We start from the raw sequence: 22,465 nt of genomic DNA, 5'->3' as shown, positions 1-22,465 counted from the left end.
AATTGAGAACTGTTTTCGAGTTGTTGCAGAACCTTCTCCAAAAGGAAACCATAAAGATCATAGTAAAATCTCTATTCGAGTAGATCAATAAACCCAGCTTTTCTCAGGCTGTGGTAAACTGGCGTGGTAATGATTGTCACCAGAATTAGGGCAACCATTCTCTCCACGGGATAAACAAACATTACTGAAAGCCATATTTCTGGTGTTAAAATCGGCGAAAAATACCACATTGCTAAGGCACTGCCCGTTATATTATCAGTTAAAACACCGACGAACGCAGCAACCGCAACACCGAATATCAACTTTGCAGATTTAGACGAACTAAAAGTTGATCCAGCCAGATATGCAAAGGGCGAGAAGGCAACTATCATAGCGACAATATGGAGCCAAGGGTACATGAAAGCTTCCCTGCCAAAGGGATGTGCATAGAACACCAAAAGTGAAGCGAGGATAACTGCCCCAACTACGTATCCTCTCTTGATTTTGATGCAACCAGCTCCAAATGCCCCAAAAAACGGAGGAATCACTGTGAAAATGCCGAAAATCGCACCTGCAGGATTTAGAAAAACGCCGACAAGAGACCCTATTGACACAGCTGACCCGCCGATAATTGGGCCAAGCAAAATACCGATAAGAGAACCCCCTACAATGCCAAGCGTTATTTGACCCGAAACACCTATTGTGATTGTAAAGGGAAAACTTGTGAGAAGAGCTTGCAAAGCCGCAAAAGTGGCTATTAAAGCGATATTAACAGTTGACAGTCTCATGCTAAACAACCCAGTGTAGACCATTACCTTGCTTTGTAGATTTTTGCACAACGTTAATAAAACTTCTGCACCACGTTTTAGAAAGGCCTGTCCCTTGCAGCGAGACATTTGTAAAACAACAAAGTACATTTCCAGCTGTCTTCAACTGGCTGTCCTCTTAGAAGTTAGTGCAAACAAGCCTGGAAACGTTAATAAAACAGCAAATTTTAAAAGCACACGGTATGAACATTTTTTGGCTTCCGCCGTAGCCGTTGAACCTAGTTTTGCACGAGCTGCTCAACAGGGAATCATGATTTTCGATAAAAAAAATGACCTAAACGAAATGGGCATTGGAAAAATTATAAAGGAATCGGTGGTGAGTATTAATGCTTGGCAACATGGGAACAACACGTTGCTAGGCACAGTTCTTCTGCTTTCCCCAATCGCTGCAGCAGCCGGAATGACGTTGGCTGAAAGAGACGAACTTTCTATTTCCCGACTGAGAGAAAACATAAAACTAGTCGTAGAGTCAACCACGTCATTAGATGCAGTGGCGGTCTATGAAGCAATAAACATAGCCAATCCGAATGGTTTAGTTGGTGAAGCGCCAACTCTCGACGTGAACGACCCATACTCAAAGGAAAGAATCCTAGAAGAGAACATAACTCTCTATGATATTTTCAGAATTTCAGCACCCTACGACTCTGTTTCAAGAGAATGGGTAGAAAATTATCCTATAACCTTTGAAGCCGGCTTGCCATATTTCACTCAGCAACTCAAGGAGGCAAATAATTTAAACACTGCAATAGTTCAAACTTTCCTCAAAATACTTTCAATGGTTCCTGATACACTTGTCGCCCGAAAAGTTGGCTTAGAGAGAGCGAAAGAAATTTCTGAACAAGCAAATGAAGTGTTGATTTCGGGCGGTTTAGCAACAACTCTTGGTAGAGAAAAGCTTTCTGGCTTCGATAAGAAGCTGCGTGGGCCAACTAATCAATATAACCCTGGTACAACTGCTGACATTATATCTGCAGTTTTAGCCGTAAGCCTTCTGGATGGTTATCGCCCGTGAAGCCTTTCAAGAGCGAATATTTTAATTGAAACCGTTTCTTTTAGGTGCATCGACAACGTTGGTTCTCCCATGATTGTTATCGCGGTGATTGGAAGCAAAAAATCAGGCAAGACAACAACGATAGAGGCTCTCGTCAGAGGCTTAACAAGACATCGGCATCGTGTTGCCACTATCAAGCATGTTTCTGAACCAGACTTCACAATAGATGTTAAGGGGAAAGACTCTTGGCGGCACGCACAAGCAGGCGCAAAAACAATAGTGATAGTCGCTGCTAAAGAACTGAGTATCATCAAGAAAGGTGACACTGCAAAACTAAGCCTTAAAGAAATTGTTAAAAACTGCCAAAACAGCACTGATTTTGTTATTCTTGAAGGTTTTGGAAGTTTAGTTGAACAAGAACCAACAGTGCTCAAAATAGTAGCTGTCAAAACATTTGACGAAGCTATAGAGGCATTAAAACGTTTTGGACTAATAATTGCATTTACGGGTTCTGCAGCTTTGGCAGCAAAAAGTCTAGGCGTACCTGTCGTAGATATTCTTGAAGAACCAGGAAAACTTGTAGAAGCTGTTGAGAAAAAAATTAGGCTTTGAGAGGCTTTTCCGGGATCTGAGGACATTTGCCGAAGGGAGAAAGGAGGTTTCGCTTACTGTTAAATAAGTAAGGTGCAAATTTCTTCAAATCTTTCCGATGCCTCCCCGAAGCCATTTTTTCAAACTAGAGTGCCTTAAAAGCGTCAAACCATTTGGTGTAGGATGCAACCATGTCAAGGGAAACGCTTGGCTTCCGATCTTCAAGTATTTGTCGAAAGTCGTCCATAGTTACGGGTCTAGGCTTAGCTCGTTTATCATTTACTCGTCCAGACTCGAAGAATTCACCGATGACTCTCAAGTAGGCTGACTGACAACAGTCTTTTATATCACTTCCTGAAAACCCTTCTGAAAGCCTGGCCAATTCGTGAAGACTCATGTTTGGGTTCAGGTTCAAATGACTGGTGTAAAGTTTAAACATCTGCAGCCTTGAATGATGGTTAGGCAATGGCACTATGATTCTCTTCTGAAATCTTCTGATAAATGGCCAATCCAGATCCCAAGGTCGATTCGTAGCACCTATTACGTATGCGTGCAGACTTTTACCTTTATCAATAACACCGTCCATTTCCTTAAGAAATTGGTTTCGTACACGAACTTCCCCGCCAACTTCACTAGAATGTCTTCCCATCAAAGAGTCTAGTTCGTCAATGAACACGATGGAAGGTTTCCCATTATTAGCAGACTTTCTCGCAGATGCAAAAAGTTGCGCGACATTCTTCTCGCCTTCTCCTAACCACTTGGACATTATTGACGCTGCGTCAACAGATATGAAGTTGCTGTCTATTTCTGTGGCGACAGCGGCTGCCAGCAAAGTCTTTCCGCAGCCCGGTGGTCCAAAGAGGAGTATTCCTCGGGGCCATCCTAGGGGGAACAGATCTGGTCTCTGAACTGGGTAAACGATTGCTTCTTTTATGGCTTTTTTCGCTGGTTCCAGACCGACGACATCAGGCCATTTTACGTTAGGTTTTTCCTGCATTATTAGTTCATCGTAGCTTGCTTTTCCAGCTTCTTGAGGTTCTGTAGTGTCGGCAGGTCTTTTCTCTACATCTGGCCTTAGAGGCATTCCGCCTTGTAGCACTTTGACTCTTTCTTGATATGCCATTGCACGTTGTATGTAGACTTTGTTTAAGCCATAGTCAGGATACAAGTGTACTATTCTTAGTAGCGTTTCTATGGCTCTCTGGTACATCGTGATAGCCATTCCCCTTGAGCCTTGTTTGTCCAATCTAACAGCTTCGGACGCGTAGTTTGTCGCTGCTTTTTCAAGTTCTTGAGAAGCACTCATTTTTAACATGTTCCGATAATTATTTTTCCTTTAGCATCAAGTTCTTTCAATGTTTTTTCCACTTCTTTGGGTGGGATTTTCAACTTTAGTGCACATTCAGTGACGTCTATTTGGCCATTACATTGCTTAACGTACTCGAGCAGTTTGTCTTGCATGGATTCAGAATGTTGAATTCTGAGGGAGATGCTTTGCATTTTCACATCTTTAATCGAAAGAAAAGCTTCAGTTGTTTCTTTCTGCTTGTCTCCACTCGATTGTGGGCATGCAGCAACCAAAGCAACCATTTCCTTGATTCGCTCTGGTTGCATGATCTTTGGCAACACTTCCGAGACGGGTGGTTCGGGCAGTTGTACATTTAATTTTTGTTGCAAAGCCATGTTGACTTCCTTGAGGATTTCTTGTCCAGCAGCAGTTTTCATGTTAGTTAGTATGGTTGGTGGCTCGGAGGAAAGCTTGGTTACGGTGAGTGTTTCTTGTATGCTATTGTTGACTTTGTCCAATTCAGAGGCAATGTCAGGCATTATGCTGACTAGGTTGGTTGTGACGTTTTTGAGAGCGTTCAACGCTGGCTTGAGGTCTACCATTATGGTGCTGAGTTCTTTGATAGTATCTAATCTGATGATTATGCGTTCTATCGCGATTTGCGTGTGGGAAAGCAGCTTTATGAGCTTTCTAACCTCTGCCAGTTCGTTAGCACACATCGCGGCGCGTGCATTATTCTTTTTTTCTAACGCGAAGGTACATGCCCTGAAAAGAGTTTTATCTCTTTTATGAAGTCTTATGTACACCTGTTCCAGCTTTGAATGTTGAATTTTAAGTTTTCGAATAGACTTCACAATAACTTCGTTGAGGGGTGGAGGCTCTGAACGAAAGAAATTTCGAATAGTTCTGTCCCTCCGCCCGCCTTTTCGTGTTTAAGGACTTGGTTGGTCGACGTTTTTCACATACACTACGACGGGGGATTCCCCAGAAGGTTCGGGGGATTCGGGTGGTTCTGGAAGCGAAGTGTCTAAGGATTCGCTGCTTGGCACAGGAAGTGTTTCTTCGATCTTTTCTTCGAGAGTTTCTTTTTGTGTTTCGCCTAGAAGCATATTGGATAATTTACCTTTTAGTGTTTCAAAGTCGTTCTTCTCTGCGTTAATTCGTTTGAGTCCTGCTTTCACCATCTCTATAGCAGTTTGGTAGGATTCTTCATCGATTTGTTCTATCTCTCGTTCGATTTCCAGATTAATTAGGGCTGAATTGAGTTCTTTGACTCGTTGAGTGCAATCTTGGATTTCTTTCTCAACGCCTGCAATTGTGTCTTCTGCTTCTGTTTTTAACTGGTTCAACGCACCTTCAAAGCTGGAGTACAAGTCGCTGTACATGTCTTCAGGAATCTTCTTCTTTTCGTTCAAGTCCTTTATGGCTTGGGTTTTCCGCCAAAGAAGCGGGATTTGGTTGCAGAAATTGTTGGCTTTCATTTTAAGTGGCGCAAATAGTACAACTTCATCGTTCTCTGTCTTTATTTGGTCGCTTGAATATTGTTTGATGTCACCGTCCCCGTGTTCTATGAATACTCCGTTTATTCTTCCTCCTGGAGTAACCAGGAATGATGCCATTGTGCCGATGATGTGGCCGTATTCGTCTTTTACCGGCTTGCCGAGATAGGTAAAAAGGTTGGATGTCGATTCAGACATAGTGAATCACCTGTTCCCTGTGTGTCTAAGCTGTATTGGTGGAAGACTTTTCTCCAACTTGGGCGATTGCTGCAGGTAGCTCTGGGAATTTCTCTTTGATTTTTTGCTCTGCTACTGAGGATGCTTCCGCAAGGATTTTCTGAGCGTCTTCATTCGCCGATTCAAAGTTGATTGTCAATCCGCTGCTTTGACCAGCATCAATCATTATGCCGTTCAACATGTTTCCTATTTGTCCTAACTCTCTTTCGGCTTCAGGAAATATCGCTGACATGCCACTCTTCACACTGCGTAATACTCCAACTGCAGGAGCAAGTGTTGTTACAATGTCGCCGAGTTCAGAAACTGTTCTTAACCTTAGCACAATCTGCTCTAAGGCAAGCCTTCCATGCATTATCATTTCTTCCATCTTTCGTATTTCAGCAAGCTCGTTTGCGAAAACGTTTGCACGTGCCATGTCATGTTTTGTGTAGGCGTCAACTATTCTGGCGAAGATTTTCTTGTCTCGTTCTGAGAAGCGTTCGCCTGCTTGGTCAAGCCTTTGAACTTGAAGTTCGATGCGTCTGATCGCCGTGTCAAGTCGCGGTTTCAGAGGACCTGGTGGTTTCAAAGATTCCTTAATCTTAGTTGTGAATGGTTGCTGATTTGGGGCTTCTTCCCATCGTTTAGCAAATCTTTCTGACATAATTTAATTTACCTCCTTAAGGACAAGAAGAGTGTTAAAAGTGTATTATTACATTGTTATTATGCACTAAACACCTAGGTATATATGTGGCAGCATAGGCTATTTCAAAAGTGTTTTGGGCTTTAAATTCCACATTAACAGAGAAGCACGGTTTGTTCGCCATTATAGACAGTTTTGTGTCAGTCAATCTAAAAAGGAGCTTTCTCGTAGTATGTCTAATCAAGGTGATTAATGTGGGTGATAGAATAAGAGTATTTGCCATGTTCGGGTTACTAGGCTTCGTTGCAGGAATTGTCGCTAACTTCACAGCAAAATACGCTATTCCATGGCTTACTATGCTGGTCTTTCCAAATATAGGATTGGAATGGGTTCTTTCAGGATTTGCCGGCGCTTTTCTGACAGTTATATTAGTAACGGTTTGGGCTTATGTAACTGCTCCTTCGGAACCTTAAACGCAACTCAGACCGTAACTTGGAGATTTTCCTTCTCCAACTTATCTTAGAGACTCGCTATTTAAACAGCTTTTACCTTGCCAAAAGATTATGAACAAGTATGTTAATTTTTAGTGTTAGGTTTTAGTTTGAAGGAAGAAGCTCAAGTTTTCAAACTGCTAGCCAAGCCTATTCAAGATATTTTAGAAAAGCTAGGGCTTTCTGAACCCACAGAACCGCAGGTCAAAGCTATTCCCTTTGTTTTGAAAGGTAAAAATATCCTCCTAGTCGCACCAACTGGAAGTGGCAAAACAGAAGCTGTTCTTCTTCCCTTATTCTCAAAAATTCTCGAACAGCCAAAAAGACAGGGAATTTCAGTTCTCTACATTACTCCCCTTCGTGCCCTAAATCGTGACATGATAAAACGCTTGTCTTATTGGGCATTAAAACTCAACCTTTCCGTACAAGTTCGCCACGGCGACACCGAAACCAAAATTCGAAGAAAACAAGCAATTCAGCCACCAGACATTCAGGTTACCACTCCTGAAACTCTTCAAGCGATATTACCTGGTTCACGAATGCAAAAACATCTTAGCCATATACGTTGCATAATAATTGATGAGGTACACGAGCTAGCAACAAGTAAGCATGGAACACAACTTTCGGTAGGTCTTGAAAGACTTGCTGAGCTCGCTGGAAGGAATTTTCAGCGGATAGGCTTGTCAGCAACTGTAGAAAGTCCTGAAAAAGCTGCTAAATTCGTCGCAGGCACTGGCAGACCTATTAAGGTTCTTGGCATTTCGCTACCTAAAGGCTATATATACACTGTTGAATACCCAACTCCTACAGATGTAGATTATGATTCTGCTCAGAAATTGAGAACCGCACCTGAAGCCGCTGCAAGAATTAGACATATGCTTGACCTAGTTAGAAAACATTCATCGACACTTATCTTCGTAAACAGTCGAACCAACGCTGAAATGTTAGGACATAGGTTTAGTTTGCTTACAGATGATATTGCGGTGCATCATGGTTCATTGTCCAGAGAGGCGAGAATGCGAATTGAAGACGAATTTTACATGGACCTTCTGAAGGCGAAAATCCAGTATTTACGGACTAAACCGTTTTGGGCGGAAAAGAAGAATCGGTAACCTTCCCTTTTTCCTTTGTGTGCTAAAATCCATGCAATTAGAAAAGGTATGTTTAGTTTGGTAAATTGAATTTTGAGCAGTTGTTTTCGGTTGCACAGTTTCTTGCAAGTTTAAACATATGCAATTTCCTTTTAAAATGGCGTGTGCGTGCATATGTTTTTAAGGCAAATAAGATACGTTCATTTGCATGGATATCGTCCTGCAGTTTAATCAAAATTGGTACGTGTTGTTCTCTGCTTTCCTATTGTCATGGTTAATTCTATTGATTTTTAGAAAAAGTTCTAAAGGTAGAAAGGAGGTCAAAGAGCAGCTCGTTTTGGCTTTAGCTGGTTTGTTTACTTTATTACTCATGGAAATCTTCGCTGTATCATTGAATCTTTGGCATTACATCCCTGGAAATTGGCCAATAATGTTGTGGCCAACTTATTTTGTTGCAATATTATTTGGATATCAATTGCTGAGACTCATCGAAGGATTCTTCTCCTAGCAATCCTTTGGTTTGGGATTTTAAGTTCTTGTTTCTATTCCTGTACGCGCATATAAGACAGGATTGCTAGGCTCAATCTAACGCAGTGTGCGTTCCTATTGATGTCATTTCTGGAAGAATCGTAGCTGCTTTCGCACTTTCATGTATGTATTAATAATACATAGGAAATTCGTAAGTTATAGTCAGTTCAACGGATGACCTTGACTAGTTGACACGAAGCCTTATTACACACTCGGCGGATTTTTTTTTTGGGAACATTAAACTGAATTGTGGTAGAGAAAGGAGGTTGTCTCCATCGTCGAAGAACTTCGAGGAAAAAACGAAGCTTTAATTTCAGAAAATTTTGGAGCGAGACCACTTGAACTGTCGCTTAGAAGAGATCGTCACGATATAATCGCGGAGATTCTGAAGACTGCTATGGAAGGCGAGAAGAAAACACATATAATGTATAAAGCAAGGCTGAGCCATTCTCAACTAAAGCTTTATTTGGAGCTTCTAAACAGAAGTGGCATGATTGTTAACGATAATGGAGTATACAAAACAACTCCAAAAGGTTTGACTTTTATTAGTGATTTTGAGTCTATCAACTTTCTTTTCCGTCAATAAACCTACTTTGTTTCTAGGAACACCTATACATTTTTTTATAGTATGGAACTCAATTGTGCGTAGAAGAACTTTATTTCGCAATTAGCAAATCTATCAAAGTTTTCTCGTCTATTTCTGCTCTAGTCCGCCAATCTAGGTAAAGCTGTCCCTTCTCGTCTTGGTCTACGTAGCCTGCTCGCATATAACGGTCTATGTTAGCATTAACTCTCCAACCTGGCAGTTTATCCCGTAGAAGCTGCTCCACCTCCTCTCTGGAGGCCTTCCCTTTCTTCGATATTATTGTGGAAATAGTTACAGCCAAGCCTGCTATGTCATCAATGCGCCACCCCATCATCTTTGTCTCCTTTGGAGTAAGCCCTCCGCGCAGAGTTATGTAAAATCGTGCTCCATCCAACTGCGTCCTAGTTGGTTTCTCTGGTGGCTTTGTTTCTTCGAAAACAGTCTTCACCTGCAGGTCTAGATTTTCAAGATGGCTATTTAGTAAAGCCATGATTTTTGGATAGCCTACTCCTAATCTTTTCCTTAACTCCCAGCCTTTTACTCCGGGCTTTCTGTGACGTTTAAAAAAAAGCAGGTGAGTAGCTTGTTTTACTTTGGTGGCGTAATACGTTTTCTTCTTCAATCTTTCACACCTTCCATCCAATTTTTCCAGTCTTCAACGCTTACTGGGATAGGCAGAGAAATCGCCTGCTTATTGCCCACTGTAGGAATGGGAGTTTTGTAGGACCTAATGTATACCATTTCTTCTAACCTGTCTACCTCCAGCGTTGCGTAACCATATGTAACGAGAAAACTTGTCATGTATGCACGTCTGACTGTTTCTTCATAGGTTTTGGCGCCTATAAAATCCCAGTAATCCATTTTCTCTTCACTCATCGTTCTTTGTTTGAGTTCTTGCCAGAACATTTCCAGTTCTTTGGAAAACTCTTTTTCAGTTATGATCTGCTGTTTCAGCAGTTCTTCGTGTGTTGTGGTTCCAGTTTCTGCCTGTAGCCCTGCTGTTTCTTGCCATCTTTCGTTAAGTGGAATTAGATTTTGCCAGTATTTGGTTGCCTCCATTAGGCTGTGGGGCGAAATTTGTTCGAGTTCCACTATTGGATGCCAACTTTTGAGGAATATTGTGCCAATTTCTTCTTTTGACAGTTTTCGAAGCTTTTCTTCTATTAGGAAGGGGTCTGTGTAAAGTGATGTTGAGCGGTGTTTAATCCATTCGCTTTGATGCTTAATGGCCGAGGCTAATTCGTGTATAGCCTCTGCGTCTAGGCAGAGTTCTTCTGGGTTTTCCCATTCTGGAAAATACTCGTGGATGATTGTAAGTATGTGGTCCACGTCCACTAGAAATGGGTCTAGACCCCTCTCTTCAACTGAGCGGCATGAATCGATGATGCGTTGAAGATGCTCTCTGCCCAGCCGTTTCTTTTGCCTTTTTGTTGACAACTAGACAGCCTCTTTCACTCTAGATGCGCCTTCAACATTCTGCACAGTTATGATGTGGATGTCTTGTTTTGCAAAGGTGATTTGGCTTGGCGTTATTATTAAATACTGCGAGTTTAAGCCCTTGACTGATTCTATGAGAAGATTAGCTATTGTTTCACGGTTTTTCGGGTCCATGTGGACGTCATATTCGTCAATTGCGCGGAAAGGAGATTGCACATGCTGCTGTAAAGCTAAGAGAAAGCTCATGGTAGCCATGCTTCTTTCCCCTCCGCTCTGGGTGTAGGCATCTAAGGGGACTGGTTGGGCGCCTCTAAAGCCTACAAGCACTTCTAGCCCAGCGGCTTCTATATCATGCCCATTGATCAAATGAATCTCACTTGTAGCCTGAGCTTGCGACAAAATTCTCTGGTACTGAAGACCTACGTGGTCAAGGAGATTTTGCATGACTGTGTGCCATGCTTCCATTCGAGTATTAACTTCTTCCAAGGTTTTTTCTCTGTTTTCTGCTACTGTTCGTGCTTTTTCTTTTAGGTCGAGGTAGAGTTTGGAGTAGGACTCATACATGCGTTCGATGTCTTCTGAAACGTCTCCAAGGGCTACAAGATAACCATCAGTCAACCGAATTTCGTCTAGAATTTCATTAACATGTTTTGTTGACGCTATTCTGGAACCAGTTTTTTTTGCTTTTTCTACAGCTTCTTTATATTCCCTTGTTTTGGTTTTCAATTCTCTGCGAAGTTTTTGAAGATGTTTTTCGATGTTTCGTTTCCTGTAGTTTAATAGGGCAGCGTCAATTTTCGAGTCTATGATTTGGTTAGTGAGGTGTTCAATTTCTTTTGTAGCAAATTCTGTCTTCATTCGTGTTTCTAAAAGATGTTTGTCGGTTTTTTCAAGCTGTTCATCGTAGATTTCCTTTTGTGCTTTCAGGTTTTCGCTCTTTTGACTATGTTGTTGGATCCACATGTTTTCAAGATTTTTGTATATTATTTTTATCTCTGCAAGTTTTTTCATGTAGTCGTTTGGATTTTGTTGTGTGCTGATTGATGTTTCCAGCTGCTCAACCATGGCTATGCATTCGCTTATTTTTTCGCAGTTGTTTTCCAATAGTTGGCTCATTTCTTCTAGGGCTTGAGTTCTTAACGAAATGAAAGCTTCGTTTTTCACTTTTTCTGTTTCTATTGATAGGCGTTCCTGAAAGAGTTTTTGCCACTGTGATTTTGATTGTTCCAGCTTTAATTGCAGCTCGTCAAGTGTAATCTGCAATGTTTCTGTTTTGTTTTCGATTTGCTGGAGTTCTCTTTCCTCTGTTTTAAGCAGATTTTCCAGTTCGTCCATGGACGTCTCTTTTTTCAAGGCTTCTGTCCATGCAAGTTCCCTTTCAAGAAATCGCCTTTTTATCTGCAGTTGTTTTTTTTGCTGGTAGCGATCATATTGTTCGCGCCAGTAGTTCAGCGTTTGTTCAGCCGATTCGAGGAGCTTGCTTACCGACTCTTCTTCGCTTAATATGTGGCTTAACTTTTTTCTTGCTTGCCAGACGTTTCTTCGGTAAAGTTCTAAGCCAACAGCTGCTTCAACTATTCCAAGTTTTTCCTGAGGGGAGAGAACTGTAAACTGTTCAGTCATGTTTTGATGCATAATAATCAAGAGGTTGTCGGGTTCTACATTGAATTTCGCCAGCAGTCTTTCAACTTCTTTCTTTGTTGCAGCACGATTATCGAGTTCAAACCAATACTTTCCATCACGCCTTAATCCGCGAGTTAGGAAGATTTGGTCTTTGTTAAATCTCTTAACTGGGCGCTTGCCTTTTCTCAGAGAATTATCTAAGACAATTGTTACTCGTGCCTGATCTTTTCCCCATCTTATGAGGTTGCTTAGTTTTCTCGAGCGTTCAGTGTAAGATTGACCTAATGCTATTGAGATGCCTAAGAGTATGGATGACTTTCCTGCGCCATTTGGCCCACAAATCACGTTTACGCCTGATTTAAGGGGTATTCTGGCGTATTCGTAGGACATGAAGTTTTCGAGGATTACTTCATGAATTAACATTGTTGTGGGCCTTCTTGTAGCAGTAGTAGAACACATTTTCTCCTATTAAAGGAATTACATCAACTTTTCCGCAATTAGGGGTAACGGCTTACTTCCGTTTTCTAAAGAGTTTGTATTCTTTAGAATTGACGACATATTCAAAACCAGTTAACTTCGAGTTCTGTTTCGAATGCTCTAACTGCATTGCACGGAGTGTGTTCCTTGCCTAGAATTTGTAGAAGTTTGTCTTCATTGACGTAATACCTCTGACATCCTTTCTTTGGGGTGGTGTGCTGCGAAATTATCAAATGATACATAAAGGCTTCATGAAACATTTTTCCATAAGAATTCTCTGTTATTCATTTCGTTGCTTTCGGGTTCTGGCCCCAACATATTTCAGTTTTCGTAATATTAGCAAAACAACAACTTGACTTAAATTCTAAAAATTGTATTATTTATCCAGTGTCAAGATATGAGCAACAAGTTATCATCGAAAGATTTCATTACTTTGGCAAGGGCATTCTGGAAAAACCACTTGCAAGTAAAATATCAAAACCCAGACGCTTGGATAAGCTACTTGACGAAATAAGATCCTCTAAAACCTCTTGACACAGTTTTGTCTTGTACAGCAATTGTAGTATTGTTTTATGAAGGTATATTTGGCAATATTATGCCACGATAGGTACTATGGGTTCAGCGATTTTCCTTCTCAGTTTGGCGTAGTTGTCTTTAGTTTTATTTTTTAGCAGAACTATTTCTGAGTGTAATCTTTGTTTGGATTCTGGTGCCAAATCTTTCGATTTTACGATGTCTCTTTCTATTTTGTCTATTTCCTTGTCTATAGAGTGTCTCATTTCTTCTGCTTTCTTGAGAGCATCTAGTTTGATTTTTTCAATTTTGCTAACGTTGTTGCGGACGTCTTTTGCTCGTTTGTTCAGTTTTTCTTGTATTTTGTTCATTTTCTTTTTGTATTCTCGTTCTGAAGTACTGCCCATTTTCTTTAACACGGCTCCAAATTATCGTCTGTCGCAATACTTAATAAAACTTACGCCTTCCGAATAAGCAAAATACGTACAAACCAAGAACCACCATCGTTCTAATCTCCAATAACCTTCAATAAATGTCACAAATTCTCCTATTACAACCCTTAATCACCTTTAATTCTAGCATTAAATATCATCAATTCATATCTGGAGTGTATTAGTTGCCTGTTTGGAGTAAAATGAAATCTGGAGCACTAGAAACATCGCACATACACACTTGTGACAATACCGTTCCAAAAGAACGACAAACACATTTTGACTCAAAAATAAGCAGTTACGGCTTTTCGCAAACCTAAGTTTTAAATCTTGAAACCCATCTATAAATAGAGTAGAATAATTAATGGTGAAAAATTATGTTGAATGAACCCAAAACATCCAGAATTCTAAGACCCCTTCCCAGAGATAAGGCCTTTTACTTCTTCACCTCAATAGGAAACTATACTGGAGAAAGTGCCGCGTCTTTAGAAGAGTTTGTCAAGAAAATTCTAGATATAGACATCAAATCTTTGGAGTTTCACCTTTACAGAAAGGATTTTGAAAAGTGGATTACTGAAACACTAGAAGACAACAATTTAGCCAGCAAAATCAAACAACTCAAAGAATTAAAACCAATAGGAATAGACCTCAGAGACCGACTTTACCTAATTGTCTCAAAGCATTGCGAAAACCTCAAAAGCCCACATCCACCTTCAACTCCAGCAACCTTCACGAAACCTAAACCCACTCGAATAATATTCGGGAAAACGCAATCGCAAGGAACTGTAGAGACTCGAGTCAAAGAATAAACAGATCACTTCGCCTCAACTAAAGAGGCCATCTGCACGTCACATTTCCGTTTTGCCAAAGTAGTAAAGAGCAAAATTTGGAATAATTCTCCTATAAAGCCCGGAGATATTTCATTGTTTCTCGTTGGAATAATGTGGCTCGCAGCTTCATCTGATGTTGGATAGTAAGTCAGTGTTGTGTTGTAAGGATTTGGATGATAGAGTTCTATTTGGTGATTTATCTTGCTTACGGCACCTTTAATGGTCTCGGGATCCTCAGCGAGTAAACGTTGAAGCAGTTGTATAGTAAAGGAGTCAGTATAGCTCGCTTCCACCCAACTAGTCCACCCTATAACAACTTTAGCGCCTCTTCCGACTAATGCTTCTGCCATAGTCGTCTCGTTAAGACTATTGCATCCCATCAAAATAATTACACAATTGCTGTCAAACAATCCGGTCGTGCTTAGATCTATAAACGTAGGACCAATGGCAAAATACCATTCATCAGACGAATACATCTGAGCCTTACTGATCTGCCTATCATGTGCCAAGTCAGTATATTGTCCTTCCTTAAAACTTTCACACGTGAACAGATCAACCCAATCTGTGTTATCTCTTACTGCTGAGTGAGCCCTCAGAATTGTTATTTTGCCGCCTTTAGAAGGAAGATCTTTGTAAAACGTCACATTGACATCGCTACCGGAATAGTATTTCACATCAAACCCTGAAGCGTTCAGTATTGAAGTGCAATTAGCATTAAAAATTGGGTTTTCCAGTTCTTCTTGCACAACTAGTTGGTCTATTATGGCGGCCGTCCAATTTTCTGTGTGATGCTGAAAAAATAGGTAATATCCGACAAAAATAGCCAAAAGAATAGTAGTGATCAGAACAACACCGGTTAATAGTTTTCTGTTTAAACCCTTTTTACCTGTCTTGTGATTGTGTCTATTTGCCATTGACACCACAGCTTAATTAAAGGTAAGTATCTAAGGTATCATATATCTTTCGAAATTCTTTAACTTTCGCCAACGCGCATAGAAATTTTAGCTTTCACCCAGTTTCTTTAACTGGTTTCTATAAGTTTTCACTATTTCCTTATCTGTTGTCGCATCTTCTGCGGACTTGTCAAATCTGTAGTTTCCGGTGAATCGGGGAAATCTTATAGCCAACCCGCTTTCTTTACGAATCGCATCTATCGCACATGTGTGAACTGGGCTTAACGTGATTTCTGCTCCGAGAACCTCAATCACAACAGCGGGTTCAAACCATACATCTGCTTCAAGCATCGACTGCACCCTCGGATGCTTGTGAGGAATCTTATGCTTCTCCATTATTTTCGGTAGTCTCTTCAAGTCTTCATCGGTAAAGCCGGTTCCGCATTTTGTTACTGTTTCAAACGTGTCTTTGTCAGGGTTATAAGCCGCTAAGAGTAATGCTCCATATGTTCCTGCACGTTTTCCTCTACCGTGAAAAGCTGCTACGACTACTAGGTCCACGGTGTCGGTCATTTCGCTTTTGTAATCCCGCTTGTATTTTATCCACATCCACCCTCTCGCACCCGCCTGATAGATCGAGTCTTTGGCTATTGATTTACACATGAGCCCTTCGCAACCACTTTCCACGGCTTTTTCAAAGAACTTTTCCATATCTTCAGCGTTGTCTACGATGAGAGACTCTGCAGTTTTCGCGCGGGTGTTCTCTTTGATTATCTGCTCAAGTTTTCTGTGCCTGGCTAAATAAGGTTTCAAAGTATAGTCTTCTCCGTCGGCATATAACATGTCAAACATGAAAAGCGAGACAGGATATTCTTCCATTGCCTCTTTGATGCCATATTTCCGTCTGCGATGCATCAATTCCTGGAAGGGCTTCATTTCGCCAGTGTCTGAGTCCACGGCAACACATTCCGCCTCAATGATAGCGTTTTTTGCCTTGACATATTTCTTGAAAAGCTCTACAGCATCGGGATACTGATTTGTGATGTTATCTAGGCGTCGTGAAAATAAAGTAACTTGCTCTCCTTGTTTGTGAGCTTGCACGCGTTCCCCGTCATACTTGAACTCTGCCATACATTTGCCGTTAAGCTTCTCTAAGATTTCTTCAGGTGAACCCAGTCGTTCTGCGAGCATTGGGCGTATAGGTTTTCCGAGCGACACCTTAATTTTTTCAATGTCCTTCATCCCTTTCTTTGCAACTATCTTGGCTACCTTTCCAAGATCTGGAGAAATGTTGTAGGCTCTCTCTAATGCGTCTCTTGCCTCCTTACCGCCTCCATATGCGATTGCCAATGCGTCTAAAACCGTCATGTCAGCGATTCCTAATCTGAGGCTTCCGGTCACTGTCCTTATGATGTATTTTGCCTCTTTTGGAGTAGCACTTGTCAACAGGCCTGCGAGAAGGCTCAGCTTTCTGTCCATTGAACCTGTGCCGGACGCCCTCGCCATCTTGTCGAGTGTATCGTAGACTTCTTCAACTGTTAAGGGCGTTCCTTTGAAGAGTGTTGCTTGAGTTTTTTTTGCAAGAAATTTTTGGGCAGTTTCACCTATGTCTCCTGTTTTCGCAAGGTCTTCCCCGGTTTCTTTCTCACTTTTGCCTGTCGCCTTTGCAACAGCTTGAATAGCCAGCTTTTCAGCTATGCCTATCTGAATGTCAACAAAGTCAGGGTATAATTTTCCCTGTGTAAGGTAAACAACTTTGTCTATAATGTCTTTCGAGGTGAGCTTAAGAAGTTCCACCAGATAATCAGTCATCTCAAGTCTTTTGGTTGTGGCATCAATTTTTTCATAGCAATCCGCTATCTGAGAGAACTTCAAATAGACTTCCTCAGGTTAACTTCACAAGGCAAGCTATTAAATCTAAACCATTCTGTACGATGCACGCTATAAACACAGTTGACCAGTTCAAAACGTTTCTAGATGAACAATCTCTTGGATATGCCTTCTTCTCCGAGGTGTCGGTTTTTCTGAGGGGTGTCCAATTGGAATTATTGCAACTGGTCTCACGTGGTCAGGGGTGTTTAAAGCTTTTCTTACGTTTTCTTCTCGAAAAGCCCCAACCCAACAAGCACCAAGTCCCATGGCATAAGCTGCTAATAACAGGTTTTCTGTAGCTGCAGCGGTGTCTTGTATGCAGTAAAGGTTTGCCCCGCGTTGTCCATAACCTTGGCTAGAACGCACTTCATTTGCACAAACCACTATTACAACTGGGGCTTCTTCAATGAAAGTTTGGTTTAAAGCGGCGGCTGAGAGCTGCTTCTTTATTTTAAGGTTTCTCACTATAACGAATTCCCAGGGTTGAATGTTGCCTGCTGAAGGTGCATGTCTTGCAGCGTCAATAAGCCATTCAATTTTTTCTTTGGATACTATTTTTCTTTCAAAAGCGCGGATGCTTCTTCTGTTTCTTATGGCCTTGAACACATCCATCATTTTCAGCCTCGGTGCCAAGCTATATTCTTATGGCTGTCTTGACAACTAGCGCGCGTGGGTTCACCCATAATTAAAATGATGGTTTTTGCAGGAAGGTCTCCAAATGTTTCATCTAGTCCCTTTGCCAGGGTTTTCATAAGCTCCATGTTTTTTCCTCGCTGGAGTTGAGTGAATATGTTATATAAGTTGGAGAATATTTTACTTTCTAAATGAAATGAGAATCTTGTGGTGAAATCGGATGGGAAAGATTCCAGTAACAAAGCTTCTTTACTATGGTGATGCTTATTTGCGTGAGTTCGAAGCCAAAATTCTTCAAGTTGCCAGAGACGATGGATCGGTAGGTATAATTTTTGACAATACGACCTTTTATCCGACTGGTGGGGGTCAACCTTCAGACAAGGGCATGATTGAAGGAGAAAATTGCAGGGCTGACGTTGCAGAAGTTCAATGGAATAGAGGTCGGATTTTGCATCTAGCGGACAACGTGGTTGGTGAGATTAAGCAAGGTGAAGTGATTAAAGGGGTCATTGACTGGAACCGTCGGTATTCTTTGATGAAAAACCACACCGCAGCTCATTTAATGGCAGAAGCAGTAAGACGTGTTCTTAGCAGTCCTGTAGAAATCGTAGGTTCAGGACTTGATGTCGACAAAGCGCGTCTAGACCTAGCTTTAGCAAGTTCGTTAAGGCCAATGTTTCAAAAAATTGAAGACGTTGCCAACAGCATGGTTAGAGAAAATAGAGCCGTCGAAATAATTATTATGAATCGTGATGAAGCCGAAAAATACGTTGAGAAATTTCATGAAAACTTGAAAACACTTCCATCCAACATTTCACAAGTGCGGGTTGTTGAGGTTAAGGGTTTACATGCGTGTGCTTGCGGTGGAACACATGTTAGAACCACTGGTGAGCTTGACTTCATAAAGATTCTGGGGCGTTCTTCCAAGGGAAAAGGCGTGGAACGATTGGAGTTCAGAGCGCAAAATCCTTAAGCTTGAAAACACCTCATTGCCTATGGATGATGAGCAAGAGAGTCATATGAGCATTGCTGTGATAAAGCTCTCGACGGACGATCTAACACGAATTTTTTGCCACTAGCCAGTTGTGAATAAAAAAGTGTTAATAAGGACTGGCTGAAATAGTTCAGAGATTGCAAAAAGCGTCTAGGATTGCTTGCTAATGAGTGAATTACTAGACTGGTTCAAAAAACGCCGAGAGACTCATGCATTAAATACAATGCGGCGCCACCTTACAACAACAATGTCCATTGTAGACGACTTGGAAAAAGCAGTGGAAGCAGCTGTCTTGAACAAGACAAAAGAATCAAAATCGCTTATTGACAATATTACAAGCGCTGAAAGAGAAGCAGATACTCTAAGGAGGAACTTTATGGACGAGTTGGCTCAGGGCGAGTTATCCTCTTCAGACAGGGAAGACTTGATGCATCTGATGAAGCGAGTGGATATGGTAGTAGATTGGTGTAGAGAAGCTACAAGGTTGCTAAATGTACTTCCAATGAAGGAGGTTCAACAAAGTTTGAAGAAAGCCTTTATAGAAATGGCTAACGGTCTTAAGGAGTGCGCTTTATCGCTTCAAAGAAGCATGAATAAAATGGTCATTAAGCCAGAAGATGCTTTGAAGGCAGCTGATGAAGTAGAACGACAAGAAGAGAAAGTTGATGATCTACATGAGAATGCTCGTCAACTGCTCGTTGAAGAGGCAAAACTGAAAGCGGGAATAGCCGTTTTAGCAAGCCAACTCTTCGAAGCAATTGAAACTGCGGCTGATTCTTGCGAAGATGCTTGCGATCAAATTAGAATTATTATTGTTAGACGTTGACAGGAGGGAGAAAAATATGACGAAAATTCCTATTGAAATCTCGGAGTTGCGCAAGAGTGTCGATGGCGACACGGTGAAAGAACTAGCCGACTTCCTTGAAGAAAAGCTAGAAGAGATAGAAGTTGATATGACTGGCAGCGAAATAATCTTGAGCTATGAAGCGGAAGAGAAGCCGTTTTCGCGGTCCTATCTGCGAACTCTTCTTCGTAAGTTTCTACACAAGGCAGAATTGAAAGAATTTCGGGTAATTGCTGGAAAAGAAAATGCTTTTGTTATCAAAGAGAAGAAGCTGCGCATCGAAGAGTAGCTTCATCTTATTCTTTTAGTTATTCTCCTGCTACTACTGAGAGAATTCCCACAAGCACCAGAACTGCGCCTAAGACGAAAACTGGCGTGGGGAATTCTGCAAAGATTGCGATACCTAGAAGAACTGCGCCTAAGGGTTCAAGAAGTGCCATAGTGGCAGTTTCGAAAGACTTGAGGTTGGATAGTGAAGAGAAATAGAGGGTGTGAGCTACTGCAGTTGGGAAGATGCCAAAGCCTACTAGTAGTAGAAGCATTCCTAAGCTGTCTGAGACTTCAAAAGTTGTTCCAGTCAAGAGTGTTGTTGCGCCGACGGTAAGAGCTGCTGCCAAGTATATGAAGAGCATGGTTGGCAAGAGTGGAAGCTTTCTGCGTTTTTCTCTGCCATAGTTAAGGTAGAAACCTTCTGCAACGGCTGCCAAAGTGGCTTCTAAATCTCCTATCAAACTAGCAGTATCTCCTGCCATAGCATCTCTATAAGCTATGAACCCTGCCCCGATGAACGAGAATATTACACCTGCCAGAGCCAGTTTTGACGGTTTTATGCGGTAAAGGAATGTGGATATTATCATGGAAAAAATAGGCGTTGTATTCACAAGTACCGTTGCATTCAAGATGGTTGTATTTTTCACGGCCGAAACGAAAAGGATGAAATGAACGCCCAGCAGCAGCCCGAGTACAAGAAAATGTTTAAGGTTCTTCCGAACTAGGCTGGTGTCGAGTTTTCTCCTAAACGCTAATATTATGAAAGCTAGTGCTGCTGAGGCTATCATCAGCCGCCAAAGAGCTATTGAAAAAACGTTGATGTTAGTTAAAAGGCGGATGAATATTGCCCCCGTGCCGAAAAGTGTGCCTGCTGTAATGCCTTCTAACAGGGCTAGTTGTCTACCTCTTTTTACCATATGACAACGCCATGATTATTCTTAAGCGACAACTTTGCTTACATCAGCTTCCTTTTCCAACCTTATTATGTGCTCAGCTTTTTCTGCAAAAGCTTCATTGTGGGTGACTGCGATTATCTGCTCTATAGCTTTGAGACGTGCGATTGCTTCCGCTAAGCGGTCAACGGAACGGTCTTCCCTACCGAGACTTTCTGTGGGTTCGTCCAACAAGAGCATTTGCAAGCCGTGTCCTGTTCGTGCCTGCATAATAAGCTGACCCAGAGCAAACCTGTAGGCGAATGCTAGAAGGGTGCGTTCTCCACCGGAAAGATAAGAGACTTCCCGTTCATGGCCTTCTTGGCTTTTAATAGAGGGAGTGTAGGTTTCGTCAATGCGTGCGATCAACGCAATGTCTTCTTCGCCTACAAGACTGTCTAACACTTGCTGAACCACTCGTTCCAGGATTCTGACAAACTCCGTTCGCAGCTGGGGCTGTATGCCTCTATAAGCATCGCGAATTCCATCAAGGATTTCCAACAGTTTCTCTATTTTTTTCACTCTTTCAATCTTTTGCTGAGCGTGCATAACCCGTTCGCGAAACTCTTCAATCCTAAAGGAGATATCCTTTTTCCGGCTTTCACTGAATTCGAGCCTTGTTTTGATTGTATGATATTGCTCAGATGTGGTTTCATGGAGGTTCCGTGCATTTTCCAGTTCTGATATGTCGAATTTTTCGATTTCTTTGCGGGCTTCTTCAAGCTGGGTCCTAAACATTTTTTCTCGCAATTGGTGTTCTTCAAATTCTTTTTCCAGTTTCTCCTTGGACTCAATCTCTTCAAGAACACGCGTTTTTATGTCTTGGATTCTGGGAGTATATGATTGAAAGTCTAAAACTGCTTTGTTTGCAACGTCTCTTAGTTTTTCCAGTTCTTGAATGTTTTTCTGCAGTTCTACGAGTTTTCCTTCTCTTTCCGCCTTCTCTTCTTCGATATGTTTTAGCATGTGTGCTTTGTAGTTTTCTGGAAGAGGCTGTAGACAGAGTGGGCACTTGCTTTCGGCTGCGAGGTTGGAGACTCGTTGCTTGGAGACTTGGTTTTCTTTTCTTGCCGCTTCCTGTTCAGCTCTTATGCTTGTCATCTGCTCATCAAAGGAAGTTAGTTGGTGTTTTAGTTCTTCAATTGTCAAATCTGAAGCCAGACCGATTTCTTGCAGCTTTTTTCTCTGCAAGTTCAGCTTTGCTTTGAAAGTTTCCAAACGCTGCTCCAATTCGCCAATAGTCGTTATTTTTCTTTGAATCTGATTTGCAAGCCTTGCACACATGTCTTCGGTGTTTACGGTGTTTGTTTGAAGCTCAGCCTCTTTCTTTAATAATTCCTCAGTTTGTTTTCTAAGTTGTTCGAGGTTCTGAAGTTGGACAGATGCGGCTTGCAAAGCCATTTCTGCTTCTTGCAGCCCGTTAGTCAAGTTAAGAATTTCATTTTCAAGATTTGAGAATTCTTCAACAGCTTTATGATACTCAGCCTCAAGCTTCTCTATTCCTAGAACGTCAAAGTCCTTCTCGTAAGCCTTCTTTTCACTCTCGTATTCTCTTTGGATTCCACGTATGTTGTTCCACGCCACCTCGTAGTCGCTTAATCCAAACAGCTGATCTAACCGTTTCTGCCGTTCTCGAGGAGCTATATCCAATAATTCCTTAAGATGCTCCTGCCTAACCCACACAACTTCACGGAAAATTTCCTTATCTAGCCCCGTTATGCTTTTCAACTGCTCCGCAACAGCTTCATTTCTCATGCTGGCGATTAAATCGTCTTCTTCGTAAAACTTCAGGTGCTCCACGTCTTGGCCTATCCCCTTTCCACGTCTCTTCAATCCCCTTTCAATGCGGTAGGTTCTACCATTCAATAGAAACTCGACAGCCACCTTTCCCGCACTTTCCCCTTCACGTAAAAGATAATGATAGCTTCTCGTCAAAGGGTCGCCAAACAAAGCGAAATCGATAGCGTAAAGTATGCTGGATTTGCC

The 22,465-nt window shown here is 41.6% G+C and carries 24 protein-coding genes; 10 read left to right on the top strand and 14 right to left on the bottom strand.

Features of this window, described 5'->3' with window-relative positions; genetic code table 11:
- Nucleotides 1-71 precede the first annotated feature (71 nt).
- Complete coding sequence (locus KAU88_03160; protein ID MCK4477511.1) at nt 72-875, bottom strand: hypothetical protein; 804 nt, start codon at nt 873-875, stop codon at nt 72-74.
- Between KAU88_03160 and KAU88_03155 the strand changes: the two genes are divergently transcribed.
- A complete protein-coding gene (locus tag KAU88_03155; GenBank protein ID MCK4477510.1) occupies nt 862-1,818 on the top strand; it encodes a triphosphoribosyl-dephospho-CoA synthase in 957 nt (318 codons plus the stop codon). The genes KAU88_03160 and KAU88_03155 overlap by 14 nt on opposite strands.
- A gap of 69 nt (nt 1,819-1,887) precedes the next feature.
- The gene (gene mobB / locus KAU88_03150; protein ID MCK4477509.1) at nt 1,888-2,409 is read left to right on the top strand and encodes a molybdopterin-guanine dinucleotide biosynthesis protein B; all 522 of its coding nucleotides are present in this window, start codon (nt 1,888-1,890) and stop codon (nt 2,407-2,409) included.
- A gap of 124 nt (nt 2,410-2,533) precedes the next feature.
- Here mobB and KAU88_03145 read toward each other — a convergent pair whose 3' ends face one another.
- The 4 genes from KAU88_03145 to KAU88_03130 form a co-directional block, all read right to left on the bottom strand.
- On the bottom strand, nt 2,534-3,694 hold the full coding sequence (locus KAU88_03145) for an AAA family ATPase (protein MCK4477508.1): 1,161 nt from the start codon (nt 3,692-3,694) through the stop codon (nt 2,534-2,536).
- Nucleotides 3,695-3,696: 2 nt separating this feature from the next.
- Complete coding sequence (locus KAU88_03140) at nt 3,697-4,530, bottom strand: Snf7 family protein (GenBank protein ID MCK4477507.1); 834 nt, start codon at nt 4,528-4,530, stop codon at nt 3,697-3,699.
- 78 nt (nt 4,531-4,608) lie between these two features.
- Nucleotides 4,609-5,373, bottom strand: coding sequence for a CdvA-like protein (locus KAU88_03135; GenBank protein MCK4477506.1), 765 nt, complete (start codon nt 5,371-5,373; stop codon nt 4,609-4,611).
- Between the two features lie 25 nt (nt 5,374-5,398).
- Nucleotides 5,399-6,055 (bottom strand): hypothetical protein, encoded by a 657-nt coding sequence (locus KAU88_03130; GenBank protein MCK4477505.1) that lies wholly within the window; start codon nt 6,053-6,055, stop codon nt 5,399-5,401.
- Between the two features lie 233 nt (nt 6,056-6,288).
- Between KAU88_03130 and KAU88_03125 the strand changes: the two genes are divergently transcribed.
- From KAU88_03125 to KAU88_03110, 4 genes are all read left to right on the top strand, one after another.
- A complete protein-coding gene (locus KAU88_03125; GenBank protein ID MCK4477504.1) occupies nt 6,289-6,507 on the top strand; it encodes a hypothetical protein in 219 nt (72 codons plus the stop codon).
- 128 nt (nt 6,508-6,635) lie between these two features.
- Nucleotides 6,636-7,637 carry a DEAD/DEAH box helicase gene (locus tag KAU88_03120; protein ID MCK4477503.1) on the top strand — a complete coding sequence of 334 codons (1,002 nt, stop codon included), beginning with the start codon at nt 6,636-6,638 and terminating at the stop codon, nt 7,635-7,637.
- A gap of 262 nt (nt 7,638-7,899) precedes the next feature.
- Entirely contained in the window at nt 7,900-8,124 is a 225-nt protein-coding gene (locus tag KAU88_03115) for a hypothetical protein (protein MCK4477502.1), read from the top strand.
- Between the two features lie 417 nt (nt 8,125-8,541).
- Nucleotides 8,542-8,730: a hypothetical protein gene (locus KAU88_03110; protein MCK4477501.1), complete on the top strand. Its 189-nt coding sequence runs from the start codon at nt 8,542-8,544 to the stop codon at nt 8,728-8,730.
- A gap of 70 nt (nt 8,731-8,800) precedes the next feature.
- On the opposite strand, the gene KAU88_03105 is transcribed toward KAU88_03110, so the two are convergent.
- The 4 genes from KAU88_03105 to KAU88_03090 form a co-directional block, all read right to left on the bottom strand.
- Nucleotides 8,801-9,352 carry a hypothetical protein gene (locus KAU88_03105; GenBank protein ID MCK4477500.1) on the bottom strand — a complete coding sequence of 184 codons (552 nt, stop codon included), beginning with the start codon at nt 9,350-9,352 and terminating at the stop codon, nt 8,801-8,803.
- Nucleotides 9,349-10,167: a hypothetical protein gene (locus tag KAU88_03100; GenBank protein ID MCK4477499.1), complete on the bottom strand. Its 819-nt coding sequence runs from the start codon at nt 10,165-10,167 to the stop codon at nt 9,349-9,351. Before KAU88_03100 ends, KAU88_03105 begins: the two co-directional genes overlap by 4 nt.
- The gene (locus tag KAU88_03095) at nt 10,168-12,213 is read right to left on the bottom strand and encodes an AAA family ATPase (GenBank protein ID MCK4477498.1); all 2,046 of its coding nucleotides are present in this window, start codon (nt 12,211-12,213) and stop codon (nt 10,168-10,170) included.
- 647 nt (nt 12,214-12,860) lie between these two features.
- On the bottom strand, nt 12,861-13,187 hold the full coding sequence (locus KAU88_03090) for a hypothetical protein (GenBank protein MCK4477497.1): 327 nt from the start codon (nt 13,185-13,187) through the stop codon (nt 12,861-12,863).
- A gap of 401 nt (nt 13,188-13,588) precedes the next feature.
- Between KAU88_03090 and KAU88_03085 the strand changes: the two genes are divergently transcribed.
- The gene (locus tag KAU88_03085; protein MCK4477496.1) at nt 13,589-14,020 is read left to right on the top strand and encodes a hypothetical protein; all 432 of its coding nucleotides are present in this window, start codon (nt 13,589-13,591) and stop codon (nt 14,018-14,020) included.
- Between the two features lie 5 nt (nt 14,021-14,025).
- On the opposite strand, the gene KAU88_03080 is transcribed toward KAU88_03085, so the two are convergent.
- From KAU88_03080 to KAU88_03070, 3 genes are all read right to left on the bottom strand, one after another.
- Complete coding sequence (locus KAU88_03080) at nt 14,026-14,955, bottom strand: hypothetical protein (GenBank protein ID MCK4477495.1); 930 nt, start codon at nt 14,953-14,955, stop codon at nt 14,026-14,028.
- A gap of 87 nt (nt 14,956-15,042) precedes the next feature.
- Nucleotides 15,043-16,809, bottom strand: coding sequence for an ATP-dependent DNA ligase (locus tag KAU88_03075; protein ID MCK4477494.1), 1,767 nt, complete (start codon nt 16,807-16,809; stop codon nt 15,043-15,045).
- An 87-nt stretch (nt 16,810-16,896) separates the two neighbouring features.
- On the bottom strand, nt 16,897-17,418 hold the full coding sequence (locus KAU88_03070) for a nitroreductase family protein (GenBank protein MCK4477493.1): 522 nt from the start codon (nt 17,416-17,418) through the stop codon (nt 16,897-16,899).
- A 241-nt stretch (nt 17,419-17,659) separates the two neighbouring features.
- On the opposite strand from KAU88_03070, the gene KAU88_03065 reads away from it, so the two are divergent.
- The 3 genes from KAU88_03065 (at nt 17,660) to KAU88_03055 (ending at nt 19,566) form a co-directional block, all read left to right on the top strand.
- Nucleotides 17,660-18,412, top strand: coding sequence for a hypothetical protein (locus tag KAU88_03065; protein ID MCK4477492.1), 753 nt, complete (start codon nt 17,660-17,662; stop codon nt 18,410-18,412).
- 187 nt (nt 18,413-18,599) lie between these two features.
- A complete protein-coding gene (locus KAU88_03060) occupies nt 18,600-19,259 on the top strand; it encodes a DUF47 family protein (protein ID MCK4477491.1) in 660 nt (219 codons plus the stop codon).
- 16 nt (nt 19,260-19,275) lie between these two features.
- Nucleotides 19,276-19,566 (top strand): 60S ribosomal protein L22, encoded by a 291-nt coding sequence (locus KAU88_03055; GenBank protein ID MCK4477490.1) that lies wholly within the window; start codon nt 19,276-19,278, stop codon nt 19,564-19,566.
- Between the two features lie 19 nt (nt 19,567-19,585).
- Here the strand turns inward: KAU88_03055 and KAU88_03050 are convergent, their stop codons facing one another.
- Nucleotides 19,586-20,464: a DMT family transporter gene (locus KAU88_03050; protein MCK4477489.1), complete on the bottom strand. Its 879-nt coding sequence runs from the start codon at nt 20,462-20,464 to the stop codon at nt 19,586-19,588.
- Nucleotides 20,465-20,485: 21 nt separating this feature from the next.
- On the bottom strand, nt 20,486-22,465 hold a 1,980-nt coding region (locus tag KAU88_03045; protein MCK4477488.1), incomplete at its 5' end, for an SMC family ATPase.

Source organism: Candidatus Bathyarchaeota archaeon, assembly GCA_023131225.1.
Classification (GTDB): Archaea; Thermoproteota; Bathyarchaeia; order Bathyarchaeales; family SOJC01; genus JAGLZW01.
This window is presented reverse-complemented; position numbering and strand designations above follow the sequence as displayed.

What these genes read in the sequence shown, in the direction of transcription:
- KAU88_03160 (MCK4477511.1), bottom strand. Translation starts at nt 875, where the DNA reads ATGTCTCGCTGCAAGGGACAGGCCTTTCTAAAACGTGGTGCAGAAGTT.
- mobB (MCK4477509.1), top strand. Translation starts at nt 1,888, where the DNA reads ATGATTGTTATCGCGGTGATTGGAAGCAAAAAATCAGGCAAGACAACA.
- KAU88_03145 (MCK4477508.1), bottom strand. Translation starts at nt 3,694, where the DNA reads ATGAGTGCTTCTCAAGAACTTGAAAAAGCAGCGACAAACTACGCGTCC.
- KAU88_03135 (MCK4477506.1), bottom strand. Translation starts at nt 5,373, where the DNA reads ATGTCTGAATCGACATCCAACCTTTTTACCTATCTCGGCAAGCCGGTA.
- KAU88_03130 (MCK4477505.1), bottom strand. Translation starts at nt 6,055, where the DNA reads ATGTCAGAAAGATTTGCTAAACGATGGGAAGAAGCCCCAAATCAGCAA.
- KAU88_03110 (MCK4477501.1), top strand. Translation starts at nt 8,542, where the DNA reads ATGGAAGGCGAGAAGAAAACACATATAATGTATAAAGCAAGGCTGAGC.
- KAU88_03095 (MCK4477498.1), bottom strand. Translation starts at nt 12,213, where the DNA reads ATGTTAATTCATGAAGTAATCCTCGAAAACTTCATGTCCTACGAATAC.
- KAU88_03090 (MCK4477497.1), bottom strand. Translation starts at nt 13,187, where the DNA reads ATGGGCAGTACTTCAGAACGAGAATACAAAAAGAAAATGAACAAAATA.
- KAU88_03085 (MCK4477496.1), top strand. Translation starts at nt 13,589, where the DNA reads ATGTTGAATGAACCCAAAACATCCAGAATTCTAAGACCCCTTCCCAGA.
- KAU88_03080 (MCK4477495.1), bottom strand. Translation starts at nt 14,955, where the DNA reads ATGGCAAATAGACACAATCACAAGACAGGTAAAAAGGGTTTAAACAGA.
- KAU88_03070 (MCK4477493.1), bottom strand. Translation starts at nt 17,418, where the DNA reads ATGGATGTGTTCAAGGCCATAAGAAACAGAAGAAGCATCCGCGCTTTT.
- KAU88_03065 (MCK4477492.1), top strand. Translation starts at nt 17,660, where the DNA reads ATGGGAAAGATTCCAGTAACAAAGCTTCTTTACTATGGTGATGCTTAT.
- KAU88_03060 (MCK4477491.1), top strand. Translation starts at nt 18,600, where the DNA reads ATGAGTGAATTACTAGACTGGTTCAAAAAACGCCGAGAGACTCATGCA.
- KAU88_03055 (MCK4477490.1), top strand. Translation starts at nt 19,276, where the DNA reads ATGACGAAAATTCCTATTGAAATCTCGGAGTTGCGCAAGAGTGTCGAT.
- KAU88_03050 (MCK4477489.1), bottom strand. Translation starts at nt 20,464, where the DNA reads ATGGTAAAAAGAGGTAGACAACTAGCCCTGTTAGAAGGCATTACAGCA.